Below are 19,005 nucleotides of genomic sequence, written 5' to 3'. Positions count from 1 at the left end.
TTTTTGTAATTTTTTTAATTCATTTTAAATAAACCATGCAAACGGCAATAGTTTTTTTAGTTTTACCGGGATAGATTTTTTTTAGACGAACATTTTTTCAAGTACCGTAGTATAAAGGCAACTACTTATTTAAATTATACGTACATCTGAGATAGATAGAAAATCACTCAACACTTTTGACCAACAATTTAACTATTTTATATATAATTTCTAAAGCCGGTGCGTAAAAAATATCTAAAGATACAAGAAGGCTACCATGTGTTAAACTGCATTAAATGCGGAAGGCGGCCTGTTATTGAACAAAGAATAAGAGCATGGGTGATTTTGTGCCCTAATTTCGAATGCCAAAATGAAGTGGAAGGCCGCACACTTGATTTTGCTGGCTGGGAGGCACAAAACAAAAAATAATGCTTTATTTTTTTAATCCATTACAGGCAACCTATAGCATAAGTCCTACGATATAATTAATAAACACAGGCAGTTTGTGTAATGATCCTTTGTTTATTAATTGTATCACTATGGTTCCTGTATCAGTTATTATCATCACAAAAAACGAGGCGGAAATTATATCGCGTACCATTGCAATGGCACGTTTAATTACCGATGATATTGTAGTAATTGATAATGGCAGCAATGACGATACTGTTGAAATAGCAGCAACAAACAATTGCCGGATATTTAAAGCAGACTGGCACGGCTATGGAGCTAATAAAAACAAAGGCATTGCCCATGCGCGTTATAAATGGATACTGAGCATTGATGCCGATGAAATTATTGACAAAGACCTTATCCACTCCTTATTCCGTTTAGATTATAGCAAAGAAAACGTTGTATACGATATTCGCTTTAAAACTTATTTCGGCAGTAAGCTAATTAGGTTTGGTAGCTGGGGGCGAGATCATCATATTCGACTATTTAACCGGGAGACTGTAAAATGGACGGAATTACCTGTACATGAAACCCTGGTGTTGCCTAGGTCGACTGTTAAAAAGACTTTGCCGGGCCACATACATCATTATTCGGTAAGGGATGAATATGAATGCAGGGAGAAAGCTATTTATTACGCATCGCTGAGCGCCAAAAAATATTACAACAGCGGCAAAAAAAGCAATTATATAAAACTGTACCTGGCTCCCGCTTTTAATTTTATAAGGAATTATTTTTTATACCTGGGTTTTTTAGATGGCGTAGAGGGTTGGCATATCGCTAAAAACTCAGCAAAAAACACCTGGCTTAAATATCACTACCTGGAAAATCTGGAATGTACTGATACCAAAAGGCACTACGTTAAACACAGGCTGTTATTAAACTGGACAGAATAACGGCGGCCTATTTAGCTATTAAAACTCTGTTATAAAAATCAGTGTTTTGCTGCGCGATATTGGCAATATCAAACACCTCCCCCACTTTCTTATTCCCCGCTTTCGCTATCTGCTCTCTTATTTCAACATTATTTAACAAATGTAATATGGCCGATGCCAGTTGATCAATATCATCCGGATCTATCAGTAAGCCATCTATGCCATTATCTATCAATTCAGGACCCGATGTGCGGTTGGAATTGATCACCGCTATTCCACAGGCCATAGCTTCTAATGGAGCGAGGGCAAAAGCCTCAGCGTATGAAGGGAATACGGCAATGGCCGAACTGCTGAGATAGCGGTATAATTCTCCGGCGGCAACATGCCCCATAAACGATACAGTTGTCTGCGCGTCTGGATTTAACAGATTCATTACCTTTTGACAATTCCCTTTACCAAGTACCAGCAAGCGGGCACCGGGTACTTGACGATTAACCATATTCCAGGCTTTCGCTAACTGATATATGCCCTTTTTCTGCACCAGTGTACCGGTGAAAATTACTTGTAGCGGGTTCTTATTTATACCATCAAAGGATATAGCCGTGTTTATTCCATTGGGGATTATATCTATTTTATCTGTATAGATAAAATATTCAGCACTTTTACTCGCTGTATACTGGCTTACTGCCGCAACTCCAGCGGATCGGTTTATAATACCTCGCTCTATTTTAAAAATATGATCGGGTACTGGTTTACCTGCTTCGCGATTAAAATAAGTGATGGAACCATTCATTTTTATAACTACCGGGACTGACAGCTTTGGAAACGGAATAAATGAACGGCAATGCCTTACATAATCGTTATAATCAGGCATCTCAATTATGTCTATTTCATGCCTGGCAATGATATTCTCCAAGCTGCTTTGATACAATACCAGGCTTTTTTTAATATCACGATCTAATATCCCCGATATCGTCAGTAGTTTTTTTATAATACGGGTGCTTAGTTTTTGCTCATTTTTTAAAACACCGTCCATTCGCCAACGGTAACGATAAACTTTTACACCCTCATCATCAAATTCATCACTCCCCCCATATCCGGGGCTATAAAATCCTGCCACTACTACCCTATGCCCCATTTTAACCATCTGTCTGGCCAGGAGTAGCACCGATGTGCCTATGCCCCCATGACGGCCAGGTGGATACTCATCGCACAAGTACAGGATATTCATCAGGACAAAAAGTTTTTAAAATTAACCATGCGCTGCTTCGTGATCAGTTTGCAGCCGGCAGCTATAAACAGGTATGCCGCAATAGCAATGATGAGCCGGAAGATGTAATGTATACTCAGCCAGTTTACAGCAATATAAACTATTCCTGCCAACAAGATAAATGCCACCAACGGAAATATAGAAACCGCTACAACTTCTCTGTTCACTAAACGATAATATAAAAAACCTTGCAGCGCCGTAGTTGCCAGGAATGCTATCGCCGCGCCCAAACTATCAAACATAGGTATCAAAAGTAAATTAAGCGCGATGTTAGTAACAGCGCATGCGATGGTGATACCGGTTACCGATCTGTATTTTTTAGCACTGAAACCAACCGTCCACAACAGGTTGACAAAAAACTGCAACGGGATGCATAACGATAGCAGCATAAATTGTAACGAATTCCCCTGACCATATTTACCACCCGTGATCCATCCTACAACCGGCGTCCATAAAAAATTGAGTATTAAAGGTATCAGCATGGCAAAAAACAGTTCAACGGTGTTGAAATCATTGATCCAGTCTTTAAAATCATCCCATCGTTTAGTAGTAGCCAACAGTCGCGAAAAGCGTGGCAAGATCATCGGCCCAATAATAAGCATAGGCAACCGGGCCAGTTCGAAAGCGCGATAAGCAAAACTGTAATCGGCCAATACAACATTAGTGGTAATGATACCCAGCAAAATCCAATCGATACGCGACAGGCTCATATCAAAAATAACCGAGATGTATTGTGCTGCCGATTCGCGTATAAGTTTAATATATGGCTTTGCATTGAATTTGAAGCTAAATGTGGTTTTAGGCACGACATAAGCCAGGAGGCAAAGCAGCTCTAATGCCGCTGATCCGATCAATACCGTAATCACCGTACCCGTATTTAATAAACCTTTGTATTGCAGGTACCAGGCCACCAGTATCTTAAAACTGTTGCTAATGAGGGCAATTACACCATAAGGGGTAAACCGTTCCTTAGCATTTAGGAATTGCTTTAAGGGCACGCCGGTAAATATCAATCCCTGCGCGGCAAAAAACCATGGCAGATACTGAAAGACAGCATCGTGAAAAATAACCTTCAGGCCCAATAAAATTAGCAGGGTAATTATAAAACCGGCCACAGAATGTATAAAAAACGCGCCTGCGGCCCAGTCAGACCTGTTTGAGGCAGCAATACGACGGGTAACTACCTGCTCCAGTCCAAACCCCAATATGGTAGTAAAAAACAACGATAAAGCGTTCAGCCAACTGATCATCCCGAAGTTATCCTTAGATAGATATACCGATATCAGGTAAAAGAATAAACTGCCCAACACCTGCACGGCTATGGCCTGCATACCCGAATAAAGGAACCTGGCGAATAATTTGTTTTGTGGCAACGCTTTGGCTTTATCTGTTAAAGCTAATACAATGTTTTGATTATACAGGTTGCCTCTGTTAGATTATTACCGGGCAATTGATTTAAGGTCAGCGCGATATAATTTATGGTTATAAAGGCCAATAAACAAGGCAACCTATTACCGCATGATGGCGTATTGTTTAAAAACGTAGACCAATACGGGCTGCATTCCACAAAACATGATAAAACAGGCCATTATACAGTTAAAAAAAGTAACCGGTGATATCGATTGGAAATTATTGATCTTGCTGGTGCTGTTTTTAAATGTAAAACTGGCAATCAAGCTACTGGCCCTTATTATTGTATACTGCGTGCGACCAAATTTCCGCTTTGGGTTTCATTTTAAAAATTCGCGCTTGCCGCTTTTTTATGTGGCTATAATAGCCCTGGCCTTAACTACTTTTATCCTCAACAAAAATTTTCATAGTACACACTATACAGCCGTACTACTAACCGGCATTGGCTTTTGGACGTTGTGCATATTTGCTGCACACCAGGTAAAATTATCTGTAGAACAAAGTAGTATTGACACCTTACACCGCACTATTTTTATTTTTTTTGTACTTAACCTGCTATTTACACTGGGCAATATAGTAGCCATTGTTATAGAAACCGGTGCGCTGAATCCTTACCGTTACCAGGGCAATTATCAAAAGTACTTCATCAGCACAGGCGATTATATTAAGGGACTTACGTTTGATACCTCAACCACTAATGCCGTTTTAAACGCCTTTGGCGTAATTTATTTTTTACTGCGCAGGCGGTTTGCGCTTGTATGCCTTTGTATGGCAGGCTTGTTATTAACAGCCAGTAACTTTGTGAATATTGTTTTGCTGCTGACATTGGGCGGGCTATTTGCATTTAATAGCGATAAGGATCAAAAGAGCATTATTATTGTGTGCGTTGGCTTTCTGCTGATCTTTCTTGGCAAGATATCGCCGCAAAACAGCAATTATGTTGGCGAAACATTTGGCAAAATATTCCACCAAAAGCAATTACCCAATATAAGGCCGCAAACGCAGATACCCTTGCTGCAAAGAGCCGATAGCACATTGAATCCGGATGAGCGTAAAAGAAGAACAGCGATGCTTTACCTGGATAGTTTGGCAAATTATAAAAAGAAGCCGCTTGTTTTAACAAAAAACACATCGGCAATGGCCATTCCTGATAGCATGATAGCTAAGCAGGAATTATCGATACCCAAACCCAGCATCCATTCCGCCCCTTTTCAAAATCGTGCTGATACGACTATCGAGCAGAAAAGATTATTGACTTTTATTAATACCAATGAAAATAAACTTAAACTACCCGGTAAAATTATACCGGTAAAATTGCAGCCGGGAAAGCTGATAGCTATGCAGCAAACATTAACCTTTTTAGAGCATTCGCCGGCTAAGATCATCTGGGGGGACGGGATGGGGAATTTTTCATCTAAACTGGCATTCAGGGTAAGTAACCTGGGGATAGCTGGTGGTTTCCCGGCAAGCTATACGTATATCAGTAACGAGTTTCTGACCAACCATTTAAAAGTATATCTGAATTATTTTAGCAGGAGGGCAAACCTCCATTCGCTTACCAATAGCCCTAACTCTGTTTACGATCAGTTACTGAGCGAATATGGTATATTAGGCTTTATCTTATTTATCGTATTGTATATTGGTTATTTTGTACGCAGTATCAAATATTTCACTTATGGCATCCCGCTTTTGCTAATGACCGGAGCTATATTTTTTGTCGATTATTGGTTCGAACAGCTATCTGTTGTAATATTATTTGAGCTGCTAATGTTTCTAAATATTAAAGAAAATTCAACTGATAACCTATCCCCTGCCCATGCAAACTGAACCTAAAATAACGGTTTTAATGCCTGCTTACAACGCGGGGCCATACATAGGCGAAGCCATAGCTTCGGTATTGAAGCAAACCTTTACCGATTTTGAATTATTGATAATCAACGATGGTTCTACCGATAATACAGCGTCCGTTATCCATTCTTATGCTTGTCGTGATAGCCGCATTGTGCTTATTAACCAGGAAAACAAAGGTGTTTCCGCCGCGCTGAATACAGGTTTATCACATGCAAGGGCACCATATATTGCCCGTTTTGATGCTGACGACATTTGCTACCCCGATCGCCTGCGTGTCCAATACGAATTTATAACCGCCCACCCCGAATATAGCATTATCGGTTCGGCTGTAGATTATATGGATGTAGCCGGTCGGTTTATTTTTACGCATCACCCCGAAGCACATTTGAACGAGGAAATACAGGAGCTAAAGTATACCGTTTGCCCATTTATCCACTCCAGTGTTTTTTATAAAAAAGATGCCATTATTGGCAGTGGCGGTTATAACGAGCATGCTTATACTTTCGAAGATCATTTTCTTTGGGTAAACATTCTGAAAGATCATAAAGCCTGTAACCTGTCGCAACCTTTGATCAAAGTGCGTTTAAATCCCGGATCTATCACCATTGATGAGAAGTGGCGCACCAAAAAATTCAGGGATATCAAATACAGCACGCTTAAAAAGCGCAGTATTACCGCTGCGGATGGCGACGAGTTGCAGGCCATCGGGCGCAGGCAATATCTGCCTAAAATTAAAGAAGGATCATATTACGCCCTGTGCGGTAAAAAATTCCTGGTGAACAATTACCAGCCCGAACTGGCGCGCGAACATATTGCCAAAGCCATCTCGCTGCATCCTTTGCGTTGGGACAATTACCTGCTTTATACCGCAAGTTACCTACCCGAGAAGTTTATTTTATGGTTGCACAAATTAAGCCCGGGTAAAATATGAGAGTAGCACTGATAGCGCGAAGTACCTTATATACCGGTCGTGGTGGAGACACTGTGCAGATAGAAAAAACTGCTGCTTACTTGTGGAAGATTGGTGTAGAAGCGGATATTAAATTATCCAACGCCAATATTGCTTACGCCGATTACGACCTCTTGCATTTCTTCAATATCCCTCGCCCTGCCGATATGCTGCGCCATGCCAAAGCATCAGGCAAACCATATGTAATATCGACTATTTTGTTAGACCAGAGCGAATATGACCAGCACCATCGCCGTGGATTGGGTCGCTTACTAAGGTTCTTTTCGGCCGATGCTGTAGAATATATCAAAACCATGGCCCGTTGCATATTAGGTAAGGATCATTTAGCCAGCCTGCAATTTATATGGAAGGGACAGCGCCGAAGCATCAGGGAGTTACTGGATGGCGCGGCAATGCTGCTGCCAAACTCAGCATCTGAGTACGATAGATTAGTTAGCCGGTACGGTAAAACGGGAGATTACCGGGTAATACCCAATGGCGTGGAATTGGATATTTTCCGGAACAAGCACACATCTAAGGAACCTGATACGGTTTTATGCGTGGCTCGTATAGAAGGCAACAAAAACCAGTTGAACTTAATAAAAGCACTTAACAATACGCGCTTTAAAGTAGTTTTAGTAGGCAAACCTGCACCCAATCAGCCTGATTATTATAAAGCCTGCCGGGAATTAGCCGCCGATAATATCACTTTTATAGACTATTTACCGTTGGATGAACTGGTTGAACATTACCAAAAAGCCAAGGTGCATATCTTACCCAGCTGGTTCGAAACTACCGGACTCAGTACGCTGGAAGCTGCTGCCATGGGGTGCAATATTGTAATAACCGATAAGGGCGATACCCGCAGTTACTTTGAAAACTATGCTTTTTATTGCGACCCGGAATCACCTGAAAGTATTTTACAGGCCGTTGAAAAGGCCGGCGTGGCAGAATATGATCTCACTTTATATCATAAAATAGCCAACAACTACACCTGGCAAAAAACCGCTGCCGAAACACTGAAAGCCTATCAACTGGTACTATCCCATCAATTAAAGCAAAGCATTTTATTACATGAAAGCATTGTTTTTAATTGATGATACTACGGCAAACCGTATCAGTTATTACCATATTATGCTGATGCTGGCCACGCTCCCCTTCGACCAGTTTTTTAGCCACGCTGCCTTCATCAGCTTTGCGCTGCATACGCTTATTCATTTAGATAAAACGCGCTTAAAAGCCTTGTTTACACCTCGGACGTTGCTACTACAGGCCGTGTTTTTTATTACCCTCAGCAGCGCCCTTTATAGCAAATACCCAGCCACGGCGGGAGTGGATATTACCCGCCAACTGGTGATCTTATTATTCCCGGTATTTTTTGCGCTCACAACGCTCAATATCAATAAGTATCGGGATAAGCTGCTGACGCTGTTTGCGCTGGTTTGTGTACTGGTAATAGCCGGCTTGTACGTGCGTGCTTTTTATGTCATTCATTACTTCCATCTCCCGGTTCGTGCCATCATTTCCAATTTGTTTATCAATCATAAATTCAGCGGGCCAATTAATATGCACGCTACTTTCTTGTCGCTGCAAATTGCCCTGGCCTTATTTTACCTGCTTACCCGCTTATTTGAGCCACGAAGCGTATACCTTAAAACTGGTTTATATATTGCCGTTATTTTACTTTTTGCCGGGATTGTGCAATTAGGATCAAAAGCGGTACTGGTAGTTGTGCTGATCGGTATCAACGTGGTAATTCCTTATTTTATGGTGCCGGTGGCAAAGCGCCTGCGCTTTATTGCGGCCGCTGCCGTGCTATCGCTAATTGTGATTGCCTCTTCGGTTAGCGTTAACGGTTTTAAAGAACGTTTTGTGACCGATCTGGCAAACGATCTTTCAAAGCCGGTTACCAACGAAAGTGTAGAACCCCGCCTGGTACGCTGGGAAGCTGCCATTCAACTGGTAAAAAAAAGACCGGTATTTGGTTATGGCGCCGGTTCTGAACTGAGTATTTTGGGCGATAAGTACTTTCACGATAAACTATACATCGCCTACCTTAACCGGCTTAATGCGCATAACCAATATCTTACTTTCTTGTTAACCAGTGGAATGGTTGGTTTGTTAATTTACTTAGCCACACTGTTTTACGCGGTAAGAACAGCACTGTGGCGGCGCGATATGCTATTTTTTGTATTCACCTTGCTCATCATTACCGTATCGCTATCAGAGAGTCTGCTTAACGCTGAAAAAGGGGTTTATTTCTATAGTTTTTTTCTTTCATTCTTTGTTTTTGGTGGAATAAAAAAGGCCGCGAAAAGTAACTATTTATTTACATAAATAATTCTGTAATAAGGGCAACCAAAGCTGTATCCGCTACGTCATTATAGTAGCAAACAGGTTATAAAAGCGTTGCTAAGAATGTCATTATCAAATATTAAATATCCTGACACCTTGACTGGCATCAACAAAAATATTTTAGCTACCCTCGCGTATTTCGATATGTTTAATTATCCTTTAACGCGTGGTGAAATATTTTTGTTCCTGCAGCAAAAGCATACACAGCAGGATTTGGATGTTGCCCTGCGTTACATGATAGCCAGTCAGTCGATCTTTAATTTTGGCACTTTTTATAGTTTAAAGAATGATACCTCGCTGATCAGGCGCCGTGTAGAAGGTAACCGGAAAGCTGCCGAACTGTTGGGAACTGCCCGTAAGGTAAGCGAGTTACTTATCTGTTTCCCTTATGTAAGAGGCATTGCCGTTTCGGGTTCTCTCTCAAAAAATTATGCCGATGACGATTCGGATATTGACCTGTTCATCATTACCGCAAAAAATCGCCTGTGGATAGCCCGCACTATTATGCATACCTTTAAAAAGTTGACATTCCTTGTGAATAAGCAACATTATTTCTGCATGAATTATTATGTGGATGAAGCCGAACTGCAGATAAAAGAAAAAAACATTTATACCGCGACCGAAGTAGTTACCCTGGTACCACTGCAAGGCGATACCCAGTTCGAGCGGTTTTTTGCCGCCAACAGTTGGACACAAGATTATCTGCCCAATAATTACCTGCGTTTATCATCGGCTAAGTCATTAAAAAACAATTTATTAAAAGCATTTATTGAAGTGTTGCTTAATAATAAATTGGGTAGTATAATAGATAAGATCTTAATGAAGATCACCTGTAAACGCTGGGGCAAAAAAACCGTTGAAAAACGCCTGAACATGCACGGCGTAATACTCAGTATGAGCGCCGGCCAGCATTGTGCCAAACCCGATCCGGTAGAGTTTCAGGATAAACTAATGAATCGTTACCACGAGAAAGTGGCCCGCCTCTTCCAAAGCAGGGAGAGTAGCATGGTATATTAAAACCTATCGCTTTTGCAGGGTGATGATGAAGTAATCGCCGATATGTTTCCAGGGCCAGGTGCCTTTTAACCTGCCCTCCCACTTTTTTAACCATTGATATTTTTTAGGATGTTTTTCTGCAAACCCTTCAATGTACGATGGTGGCACAATGGTGCACAATCCTTCAGTATTGAGATGCACAAAATCTGCTTTGGTTTGATTGATCACATACTGCGGGCTATAATAAAAGCATTTAAAATACTGCCCTTCGATATGTGCGATACGGCCGTTGCGACTAAAAAAGCGCCGGGTAGCCGTGCGGAATTTACCTTTAAATGCCAGCAATGTTTCCCACAAGCAGAAGCTTGGGATGATAACCATCGTAACCGTGCCTCCTGATTTCAGCAAAGGCGACAAGGAAGATAACACCTTATCTAACTCCCCGGTGCAATTCAAGCCACCAAAGTTTGAGAAAATAGCATCGTAAGGTCCTTTACTTTCCAGATTAACGAGATTAGTGAATGAGCATAACTCATTACTTATCTGCGTATTTAAGCCAGCACTATTTACCTTTTGTTGTAACACCTCCTGCATGCCGGTGGAAATATCGGTGGCGTGTACCGTATGGCCTTGTGTGGCAAAAAACATAGCGTCTTCACCTGTGCCGCTGTTTAATTCAAGAATATAACTGTTGGGCTTTAAATAGGCTGCTATATGCTGTCGTACACGGCCGCGCTTATAACTAATAATAGTATTGGCACCGTACAGCGTATCAAAAATAACCGACTGCCTGTTGAAGGCATCGCCGGCCAGTTCTTCGGATGTAAGTTGATCGCCTACCATGCCTTTTCAGTTTGCTTAAGACGGTAGCCCTCTATTAAGGTAACCGGTGTGTAATAGAGAATAGACAGTGCTTTCTTTATCCGTTTGAGATCAGCTTTAAGCGGCTTAGCCATTATTTGTGCGAAGCTGTTCTTAGCTAAATGCTGATGATAATTGCTATGCACATAGCGGTGCAATTGTTTATAGTACGATGGCGAAAAGGTATTGCTGAACATCAGTGCCATCTCGTCTGAATCAGTCCAGTTGGTTTTGGCTTTCAGATCGGCTTTTACACGTTCGTAAAACTGGGTACCGGGTAATGGATAAGATACGGAGATACCGATCTCGAACGGCAGTAACTCGTTGATCATGGCTATGGTCAGGGCGATATCATCTTTAGTTTCGCCCGGATATCCAAACTGGATAAAGAATGACGGCTTGATACCGTGCTTCTTCATCAATTGGGTCGATTCATGGATCTGTGCGATGGTGGTACCCTTATCCATGGCGTCCAACACTTTTTGCGAGCCGCTTTCAGCCCCTATCCAAACGTTTTCGCAACCGGCTGCGGCCAATGCTGTAATTTGCTCCTCCTGTAATAATAAATCGGCACGCGATTGGATCTTAAACCTGAACCTCAAACCCTCCTGTTTTACCCGTTCGGCAAATTCAGGCACCCAACCGGGCTTCAGACCGAAGATATCATCGCAAAACCAAATGTGTTCGGCACTATAATCATTTATTAGTAGTTTCAGTTCAGCTATCACATGCTCCACCCCGCGCGAATTATATCGACTACCGTAAATGGGTTTAGCGCACCAGTTGCACTTAAACGGACAACCACGCGTGGTGCCCATATTTAATGAAAAATAACCGGTACTGTTCATCCAGATTTGCCGGTATTGTTCCATATCAATTAAATCCCAGGCTGGTAAAGGCAGGCTATCCAAATCCTTCATAACTGGCCGCGGGTGGGTTTTAACCGGCTTGCCATCCACTAAATAAGCAATGCCGATTATGTCGTATAGATTTGATTGATTTGAAGTGATTGTATCAACTAACTCCAGCAATGTTTGCTCAGCTTCGCCAATAATGACAAAATCAGCACCCTGTTCCAAATACTCCCGGTAACGGTCGGTGCTATCCGAACTGGAAACAATAACCGTACAGCCTCGCTCCTTTGCCAGTTGGCACATTTTAAATGCAGCCTCGCGCATATTGGTAAGGCACATTTTGGTGAGGTAGTTGAAGCCGTCATCATACACCACGAAAAACCGGGGCTGTTGCTCATCCAATATTTCAATAACCTCATCGGCATCTGTGGAAAACATCGTATCGAACAGCGCCACCTCATAGCCTTGCTGCCGCATCAGTGCGGCAGCCTGTATGGTGCCTAAAGGCGGGTACGGCTTGCCGATAGCCCATTGCTTCGGGTCGAACCGCATAAAGTACGAGTGGCAGAATAATATGTTGCTTCGGTATTCCAATTTATGTTAGTTAGCCGCGGGGTTCATCCGGGGCGGTAGATTTAACGAGCAGACGCATTTAACGCAGGTGGGATTTTTACCCATATCCAAACCCTTCCTGAAGTTAATGGCCTGTTCACTGTTTAAAATATCGGTTAAATTATCCTGGTGGATATTGCCAATAGTATCTAAAAAAAAGCAGGGCCGCACACTGCCATCCGCCTCCACAACGGTTGACACCCAGGGCGCGTTGCATTTTTTATATGGAAACGGATTTAATTCATAATATGCTGCATAGTAATCATATATGGCTTGTATCTTCAGTGGCGATTCGGCGATAAAACCGTTCCTGAAATCATCTTTATGTTCAATTAATAATTGGTTGATCACCGCCTGTAATTCGGGCAGGTCCGCTTCGCTCAGCAATACTTCATGCTGCTTTGGTTCGTTCCAGGCAGTTTGTCGGTTGAAGGCATGACTGCTTACATCGGCAGGTAAAAAACTGATCTGATCCAAACCCATCGCTTTGGCATCCCTGATAATCGACAGCCAGTTTCTGAAATTGATTCGGTGAATAACAGTCCGTGCCGTAATACGATATTTTGGCCGGATGGATTTAAGATGCATTACCCCACCTCTTAACCTACTGAAGGCTTGTGGTATACCACGTATCGCGTCGTGCATCGCTTCATCACCATCCAGCGATACAATCAGATCGTCAACCAGGTTCAGCAGGTTTACTGTATTTCGCTCTAAGGATAAACCAGTGGAAAGCAGCGTTACCTTAATACCCTGTTTCTTTAAGATATTGCAAAGGGCAAAAAAGTTGGGATTTAGCAGCGCCTCTCCGCCCGACATGAGCACCTGCCGCGTATCCAGTTCCTGTAACGATCCTAACAGACCCTTAATATCGTCTTCAGTCAACTGCTTCAGGTTGCGGTTATCTTTCCATATATCGCACATTACGCATCGGCAATTGCAGGCACTGTGCGGCATCAGGATAACAATAGGCAAGGCAGTTATCTTATGCGTTTGCAGCGTGCGGTAACGCTTCCAGGTGTGATATAATGAGGGTATCTGCATCACAACAGGTGTTAAAATCCTTGAATTTCAGGTTGCCGGTATCGCCATACCTTTTGCAGTAGTTTTATTTCGTACGGATATTTGTACAGATCTATTTTGTAGCGTAAGCCGGCTACCAGTTTGATGGCCCTGCGTTTCAGGCTATTCAGGCGGATATCGGTAACTGTTGGATACAATCCGTTCAACACCGTTTCAAAGTTTCGGATCTTGTTTATCATTTCCGGCGTTAACCATGGGGTTAGCGGGTTCTTGCGAAGATCGAAGCTTTCCCACGCCGGGCTGATCCAATCCTCTAATGTTTGCGGAAAGGCGAAGCCCGCGGCTTTTACCTCTTCATACATCGTAGAACCCTCGGTTGGTACCGGGCTATAGGTGTAAATGATGATCTCGGTCATTGGGTTTACCTGCTTCACCTTTTTAATAAAGTCGATCTCGAAATCTATCTGTGCTTCAACCTGTTCTTGTGTTGGTGCAGGGGTACCTAATACAAACGAATATTCGGGAACGATATCAAATTTCTTCATTCGCTCTGCAAAACGAATGATCTGCTCACCCGTTTGGGTACCGCCTTTATCCATTTGTTCCAACACGGCGTTGTTGCCACTTTCGGCCCCGAAAAAGATCATCTTGCAGCCCGATTCACGAATTGCCGCCAGCGATGAATCCTTAAATTTATCCATCGTATCAATACGGGCCATGCCCCACCAGGTCATTTTTTCGGGAGTGATCAATCTGGCGAAATCAACTGCTCGCTTTTCGGATACAAAGAAGTTATTGTCGTGAAACTCTATCGCATCGGCACCCCATTTGTCTTTAATATACTTTACATCGTTATAAACCGATTGGGCCGATTTGGCTTTCCACCGTGCTTCGTAAATGGGTACTACCGCACAAAAAGAACAGGTGAACGGGCAACCGATACTGGAGTGATAAGCTAAAGTTTTCTCGCCTAAATAGGTTTTGCCCAAAAACTTGGGGATCGGGTAAAAACTATTCAGCTTATCGTAAGGTAAAGATGGCAGGCTGTCCTGGTCGATCAGGTCTTCTTTAATAGTTTTGGTGATCTTGCCATCGGCTTTGTAGATCAGGTTTTTGATGAACTCGTATGGTTTAAACTGCTCCAGCGCATCCAATAGGTTAGGGAACGCGTTATCGCCGGGGCCATTAATAATGAAGTCTACGTAACCAGAATCGAGCACTACCTTAGCGTGATTCGACGGAAAATAGCCGCCCCATACCATGGTAGTGTTGGGATGCTTTTCTTTAATTGCTTTAGATATGGGGATAGCCTGGCGCAACTGTGGTCCGGGCATTACCGAAAAGCCGAGATAGCGGAATTCGCCCGTATCAAGGTAGGATAATATTTTAGCTAAAGGATCGTGTTCGCAGTTACCATCAACAATCACCCAATCATACTTTCCATCTACCGATGCAGCGATGTTTAATATAGAATTGGGTATGCGGTATTTGTTGTTGGCACTGCGGGGGTTAAAAAGCAAGACCTTGTTCATATATCTGTTCTCTCAGCAATGTTTCTGATAATAATTACGCCCGTTGACGCCTGCGGGTTGCCTTTGTATCAAATAAAACTACCTAAGCAACCATTATATTTTACAGCCCGTATCCTTTATTAAAACCACCAATAAAACGCCCATGCTACAGGAACTAAAAAAGTATCTGCCCAAAGGCCTGCAACGCACCCGCATCCCCGAAACTGAGGCGGGGCCAGCTTACGATATTTGGTCGGTTAATTATGATAACCAGCCGGGCAACCTGATGCTTGACCTGGATGAGGTGGTCTTCCGCAGGCTGTTATCAGCTATCGATATCAAGGATAAACGCGTGGCCGATATTGGTTGTGGTACAGGGCGGCATTGGCAAAAGATGCTGCAATGGCAACCGGCACATATTACCGGCTTTGATGTATCGGCCGGGATGCTGAACCGTTTAAAGGAAAAATTTCCACAGGCCGATACCGAACTGGTAACTAACGATTCGCTGCTGAATATCCCAACCGATAACTTCGATATCATTGTATCTACACTTACGGTAGCACATATTAAAAACTTAGAAAACAGTCTGTTAAACTGGTGCCGGATAGTGAAAAATAACGGCGATATCCTGATCACCGATTTCCATCCGCAAGCCCTGGATATGGGCGGGCAGCGCACGTTTAAACATAACGGCAGCCATATCGCGGTACGTAATTTTGTGCATCAGCTGGCCAGCATAAAGGCTATTATGAGTCTTAAAGATTGGGAAGTAGTGAGCGAGCAGCAGATCATTATCGACGAGACCCTGAAGCATTATTATGAAAGCCAGAACGCACTGCACGTGTATGAGAAATTTAAGGGGATGCCTATTATTTATGGCCTGCATTTTAAACAAAAGGCATGAAACTGAGCAATGTGTACCGGGTTGGCAGTAATGAGGAGGTTGATATCCATATCAGCGGGGGGCTTATTGTTGATGCTACCGATGTGCATGACGATAATACGCAGCTTGTTTTTAACGATGCTGTGATCTTCCCGGGACTGATCAACTCGCACGATCATTTGGATTTTAACCTTTTCTCCCAACTGGGTGACCGCCAATATCAAAACTATACCGAGTGGGGCAACTATATCCATAAAAAATATCCGCAGGAAATTGCCGCCGTTTTAAACGTACCGCAAAACCTGCGCACGCAATGGGGCGTGTACAAAAACCTGCTGTGCGGAGTAACCACAGTGGTGAACCACGGTGAGCAATTGCCCATCAGCAACTCCCCTGTTACCATTTTAGATAATTGTCAGTCGCTACATTCGGTACAGTTTGAAAAGCAGTGGAAGCGCCGGTTAAATAACCCGCTGAGGAAGAACATGCCTGTAGTGATCCATACCGGTGAAGGCATTGATAAAGCCGCCGAAACGGAGATAGACCAATTAATAAACTGGAACTTACTGCACCGTGAAATGATCGGCGTTCACGGCGTAGCCATGACCCCGAGGCAGGCTAAGGAGTTTAAGGCATTGGTATGGTGCCCGCAAACTAATTACTTTATGCTGGGTGTAACTGCCCCTGTTAACCGGTTGAAGAATTATACACAGGTGCTTTTTGGTACCGATTCGACGCTTACCGGCGATTGGAATATCTGGGAGCATATCCGCACAGCCCGTAAAGCAGGATATTTAGATGATCAGGAGTTGTATAATGACCTTACTATCAGTGCGGCAAAGACATGGGAATTGAATGCCGGGATCATCGCCTCCGGCCGGGACGCCGATATAGTTGTAGCCCGCCTGAAAGGCGCACCGAATACGATAGAAAACCTGCTGTCTATAGGTCCTGCAGATATACTTTTGGTAATCCATAAAGGTAATATCCGCTTATTCGATGAGATATTATACAGCCAGTTGAATCAACTGCCGAAGCAAAATTTCAGCAAGATAAGGATTGGTGGCGTATACAAATATGTATATGGCGACCTGCCTAAACTAATGGCCGATATTAAGCGATACTATACTGATGCACAGTTCCCTGTGCATTGCACCTGTCATAATTAATTAAATGAATTTAGCGCAGAAGATCCAAACCAAAGTACGCCGAAATGCCGTACACCTGTACCGGGATATCAGGCATGGTATGGGTTTGGATGCAGGTTTTTATCAAGGTGTTAAGGGTAGCCGCATCCTCACGTATCACGGTATCTGTTTGGATGATCATACCCGGTTCAACACCCTCTTTTTAACGCTGAAAACCTTTGAACGGCACCTGCAATATTATACAAAGCATTTCCATATCTTATCACTGCAGGATTATTACGATCAGAAATTCCACCCGGATAAATTCAATGTCTGCCTCACTTTTGATGATGGCTTTGCCAATAACTACAAATACGTTTTGCCTTTGCTTGAAAAGTACCGGGTACCGGCTACATTCTTTATAACAGCCATCCGGCAGGCCGGGTATGACATTTTGTGGAACGATTTCTTAAGCATCGTCAGCAAATATGGCCCGGCACGAATCGGCATAAAAGATGGGGTGTTTGTTAAGGATAGGGTTAATCGTTATTATGACACCAACACTGGTATAAGACTGGCCGATAGTCTGCGTAAGGTTGGTTTTGAGCAAAAGGTAGTTGTGATGGGAGAATTATACCCGCTGGCGCCGTTCCGGGAGAACGCAAAGGATGAAGACTACTGGCTGCAAATGACAGAGGAACAGATAAAGCAGATGTCCGCATCACCATATGTTACCATCGGCTCACATGGATATTATCATAACGACTTGGCTAATATTAGTTTAGAAAAATCAATTATCGAGATAAAACAATCAAAAACCTATCTCGAAAACATCATACAAAAATCAGTTGATAGTTTTGCTTTTCCTTATGGAAGCTATGATCCCGATGTTGTTAATACGTGTATAAATGCAGGATACGATAAACTACTGCTACTCGACTCTCTGTTTGAACAGGATAAAGAAAACCCTGCCATGCATGAGCGCTTTGTGATAAATCCGTTTATATCTGTCAATAATCAAATGCATGCCACAGTAAACAGGCGATATGAGTAAGCCCATCGATATATATAATATAAAGCGCCTATCGCCTGATGACATTGGGGATGTTTGCCGCCTGTTCAAAGCAGTGTATCATCGTGAACAAAGTATTGCGTTTTTTAGGGGCAAGTACAATACGGCCTATATGGGCATAAAGTATATGGGTTACATCGCTTATAACCAGGATGGTTTGCCGGTTGCGTTTTATGGCGCGCTCCCCTGCCTGTTGCAGCATGGCAATAAAAAAATATCAACAGCCCAGGCTGCCGATGCTATGACCCATCCGGATCACCGGGGGCGGGGGTTGTTTTTAAAATTGGCCAGCTTAACTGTAGAACTATGCCGCGAGAACGGGATACATACCGTTTTTGGCTTCCCCAACCAAAATGCGCTGCCTGGTTATGTTGATAAGTTGGGATGGCAGGTTGCCGATACCATGGACTGCTTTGTGATCCCCGTCCATCGTTATAATTGGGAGCACAAGCTTAAAAAGTTGCCCATGTTGCGACATCTGTACACGGCTTACGCCAATAAAATCCTCAAGAAATATAGCGTTGCCCAGCAGGGCATAAATAACTCAGCGCTAAATGAGGGCTTTGACGGGGTTTATCGAACTGATGATCATTTTCGTTATAAAACATACAGCCCTACCGTGGTGATAAGGGCCAAACACGCACTGGTTTGGTTAAAGATAAGCAATGGGCTTATTATAGGCGATATATGCCTCGCTACTAATAATTTCAGCAGGGTAATGCATACTGTGTTGCAACTGGCACGCCGGCTTGGGGTTAAGCAGGTAATATTTCAATCGAGCCCGGGCACAAAACTACACGGTCTTTTTAACGAGCGTTACTGGTCGGCGCCCTCGTTCCAGGTAATTTTTAAGGAAACGGGCGAGCGGCTTCCACTTAACCGCATAAAATTTACCGCGGCTGATATCGATACATTTTAAAATAAACA

General features: G+C 43.0%; 16 protein-coding genes. 10 read left to right on the top strand and 6 right to left on the bottom strand.

The window, feature by feature from the left end:
- The first annotated feature begins 518 nt into the window (after positions 1-518).
- Positions 519-1,322, top strand: coding sequence for a glycosyltransferase family 2 protein (locus HQ865_RS09230; RefSeq protein WP_173414620.1), 804 nt, complete (start codon positions 519-521; stop codon positions 1,320-1,322).
- A 7-nt stretch (positions 1,323-1,329) separates the two neighbouring features.
- Here the strand turns inward: HQ865_RS09230 and HQ865_RS09225 are convergent, their stop codons facing one another.
- Positions 1,330-2,448, bottom strand: a complete 1,119-nt coding sequence (locus HQ865_RS09225) for a glycosyltransferase family 4 protein (RefSeq protein WP_173414619.1) — start codon at positions 2,446-2,448, stop codon at positions 1,330-1,332.
- Positions 2,449-2,531: 83 nt separating this feature from the next.
- On the bottom strand, positions 2,532-3,944 hold the full coding sequence (locus tag HQ865_RS09220) for an oligosaccharide flippase family protein (RefSeq protein WP_173414618.1): 1,413 nt from the start codon (positions 3,942-3,944) through the stop codon (positions 2,532-2,534).
- A gap of 199 nt (positions 3,945-4,143) precedes the next feature.
- On the opposite strand from HQ865_RS09220, the gene HQ865_RS09215 reads away from it, so the two are divergent.
- The 5 genes from HQ865_RS09215 (at position 4,144) to HQ865_RS09195 (ending at position 10,153) form a co-directional block, all read left to right on the top strand.
- Entirely contained in the window at positions 4,144-5,808 is a 1,665-nt protein-coding gene (locus HQ865_RS09215; RefSeq protein WP_173414617.1) for a hypothetical protein, read from the top strand.
- Complete coding sequence (locus HQ865_RS09210; protein WP_173414616.1) at positions 5,798-6,763, top strand: glycosyltransferase family 2 protein; 966 nt, start codon at positions 5,798-5,800, stop codon at positions 6,761-6,763. Before HQ865_RS09215 ends, HQ865_RS09210 begins: the two co-directional genes overlap by 11 nt.
- Positions 6,760-7,878 (top strand): glycosyltransferase family 4 protein, encoded by a 1,119-nt coding sequence (locus tag HQ865_RS09205; RefSeq protein WP_173414615.1) that lies wholly within the window; start codon positions 6,760-6,762, stop codon positions 7,876-7,878. The genes HQ865_RS09210 and HQ865_RS09205 overlap by 4 nt, the downstream gene beginning before the upstream one ends.
- Positions 7,856-9,118 (top strand): O-antigen ligase family protein, encoded by a 1,263-nt coding sequence (locus HQ865_RS09200; RefSeq protein ID WP_173414614.1) that lies wholly within the window; start codon positions 7,856-7,858, stop codon positions 9,116-9,118. Before HQ865_RS09205 ends, HQ865_RS09200 begins: the two co-directional genes overlap by 23 nt.
- 114 nt (positions 9,119-9,232) lie before the next feature.
- Entirely contained in the window at positions 9,233-10,153 is a 921-nt protein-coding gene (locus tag HQ865_RS09195; protein ID WP_173414613.1) for a hypothetical protein, read from the top strand.
- 3 nt (positions 10,154-10,156) lie between these two features.
- Here HQ865_RS09195 and HQ865_RS09190 read toward each other — a convergent pair whose 3' ends face one another.
- Genes HQ865_RS09190 through HQ865_RS09175 form a run of 4 tightly spaced genes read right to left on the bottom strand, consistent with a single transcriptional unit; the run spans position 10,157 to position 15,014 of the window.
- On the bottom strand, positions 10,157-10,975 hold the full coding sequence (locus HQ865_RS09190; protein ID WP_173414612.1) for an SAM-dependent methyltransferase: 819 nt from the start codon (positions 10,973-10,975) through the stop codon (positions 10,157-10,159).
- Positions 10,969-12,441, bottom strand: a complete 1,473-nt coding sequence (locus HQ865_RS09185) for a B12-binding domain-containing radical SAM protein (RefSeq protein WP_237073782.1) — start codon at positions 12,439-12,441, stop codon at positions 10,969-10,971. Before HQ865_RS09185 ends, HQ865_RS09190 begins: the two co-directional genes overlap by 7 nt.
- A gap of 6 nt (positions 12,442-12,447) precedes the next feature.
- The gene (locus HQ865_RS09180; RefSeq protein WP_173414611.1) at positions 12,448-13,503 is read right to left on the bottom strand and encodes a radical SAM protein; all 1,056 of its coding nucleotides are present in this window, start codon (positions 13,501-13,503) and stop codon (positions 12,448-12,450) included.
- Between the two features lie 11 nt (positions 13,504-13,514).
- Positions 13,515-15,014 (bottom strand): B12-binding domain-containing radical SAM protein, encoded by a 1,500-nt coding sequence (locus tag HQ865_RS09175; protein ID WP_173414610.1) that lies wholly within the window; start codon positions 15,012-15,014, stop codon positions 13,515-13,517.
- 142 nt (positions 15,015-15,156) lie between these two features.
- On the opposite strand from HQ865_RS09175, the gene HQ865_RS09170 reads away from it, so the two are divergent.
- The 4 genes from HQ865_RS09170 to HQ865_RS09155 are packed head-to-tail and all read left to right on the top strand — an operon-like array spanning position 15,157 to position 18,997.
- Positions 15,157-15,900: a class I SAM-dependent methyltransferase gene (locus tag HQ865_RS09170; protein WP_173414609.1), complete on the top strand. Its 744-nt coding sequence runs from the start codon at positions 15,157-15,159 to the stop codon at positions 15,898-15,900.
- Positions 15,897-17,048, top strand: a complete 1,152-nt coding sequence (locus HQ865_RS09165; RefSeq protein ID WP_173414608.1) for an amidohydrolase family protein — start codon at positions 15,897-15,899, stop codon at positions 17,046-17,048. The genes HQ865_RS09170 and HQ865_RS09165 overlap by 4 nt, the downstream gene beginning before the upstream one ends.
- Before the next feature lie 4 nt (positions 17,049-17,052).
- Positions 17,053-18,060 carry a polysaccharide deacetylase family protein gene (locus HQ865_RS09160; RefSeq protein ID WP_173414607.1) on the top strand — a complete coding sequence of 336 codons (1,008 nt, stop codon included), beginning with the start codon at positions 17,053-17,055 and terminating at the stop codon, positions 18,058-18,060.
- On the top strand, positions 18,053-18,997 hold the full coding sequence (locus tag HQ865_RS09155) for a GNAT family N-acetyltransferase (protein ID WP_173414606.1): 945 nt from the start codon (positions 18,053-18,055) through the stop codon (positions 18,995-18,997). The genes HQ865_RS09160 and HQ865_RS09155 overlap by 8 nt, the downstream gene beginning before the upstream one ends.
- Positions 18,998-19,005: the final 8 nt, after the last annotated feature.

Origin of the sequence: Mucilaginibacter mali, assembly GCF_013283875.1 — a bacterium.
Lineage (GTDB): Bacteria > Bacteroidota > Bacteroidia > Sphingobacteriales > Sphingobacteriaceae > Mucilaginibacter > Mucilaginibacter mali.
Note: the sequence above shows the minus strand (reverse complement) of the source record. Positions and strands in the feature narration are given on the sequence as shown.

Excerpts from the sequence above, each read along its gene's own strand:
- HQ865_RS09210 (WP_173414616.1), top strand. The coding sequence starts at position 5,798 with ATGCAAACTGAACCTAAAATAACGGTTTTAATGCCTGCTTACAACGCG.
- HQ865_RS09215 (WP_173414617.1), top strand. The coding sequence starts at position 4,144 with ATGATAAAACAGGCCATTATACAGTTAAAAAAAGTAACCGGTGATATC.
- HQ865_RS09160 (WP_173414607.1), top strand. The coding sequence starts at position 17,053 with ATGAATTTAGCGCAGAAGATCCAAACCAAAGTACGCCGAAATGCCGTA.
- HQ865_RS09230 (WP_173414620.1), top strand. The coding sequence starts at position 519 with ATGGTTCCTGTATCAGTTATTATCATCACAAAAAACGAGGCGGAAATT.
- HQ865_RS09225 (WP_173414619.1), bottom strand. The coding sequence starts at position 2,448 with ATGGTTAAAATGGGGCATAGGGTAGTAGTGGCAGGATTTTATAGCCCC.
- HQ865_RS09170 (WP_173414609.1), top strand. The coding sequence starts at position 15,157 with ATGCTACAGGAACTAAAAAAGTATCTGCCCAAAGGCCTGCAACGCACC.
- HQ865_RS09190 (WP_173414612.1), bottom strand. The coding sequence starts at position 10,975 with ATGGTAGGCGATCAACTTACATCCGAAGAACTGGCCGGCGATGCCTTC.
- HQ865_RS09205 (WP_173414615.1), top strand. The coding sequence starts at position 6,760 with ATGAGAGTAGCACTGATAGCGCGAAGTACCTTATATACCGGTCGTGGT.
- HQ865_RS09155 (WP_173414606.1), top strand. The coding sequence starts at position 18,053 with ATGAGTAAGCCCATCGATATATATAATATAAAGCGCCTATCGCCTGAT.
- HQ865_RS09175 (WP_173414610.1), bottom strand. The coding sequence starts at position 15,014 with ATGAACAAGGTCTTGCTTTTTAACCCCCGCAGTGCCAACAACAAATAC.
- HQ865_RS09165 (WP_173414608.1), top strand. The coding sequence starts at position 15,897 with ATGAAACTGAGCAATGTGTACCGGGTTGGCAGTAATGAGGAGGTTGAT.
- HQ865_RS09180 (WP_173414611.1), bottom strand. The coding sequence starts at position 13,503 with ATGCAGATACCCTCATTATATCACACCTGGAAGCGTTACCGCACGCTG.
- HQ865_RS09200 (WP_173414614.1), top strand. The coding sequence starts at position 7,856 with ATGAAAGCATTGTTTTTAATTGATGATACTACGGCAAACCGTATCAGT.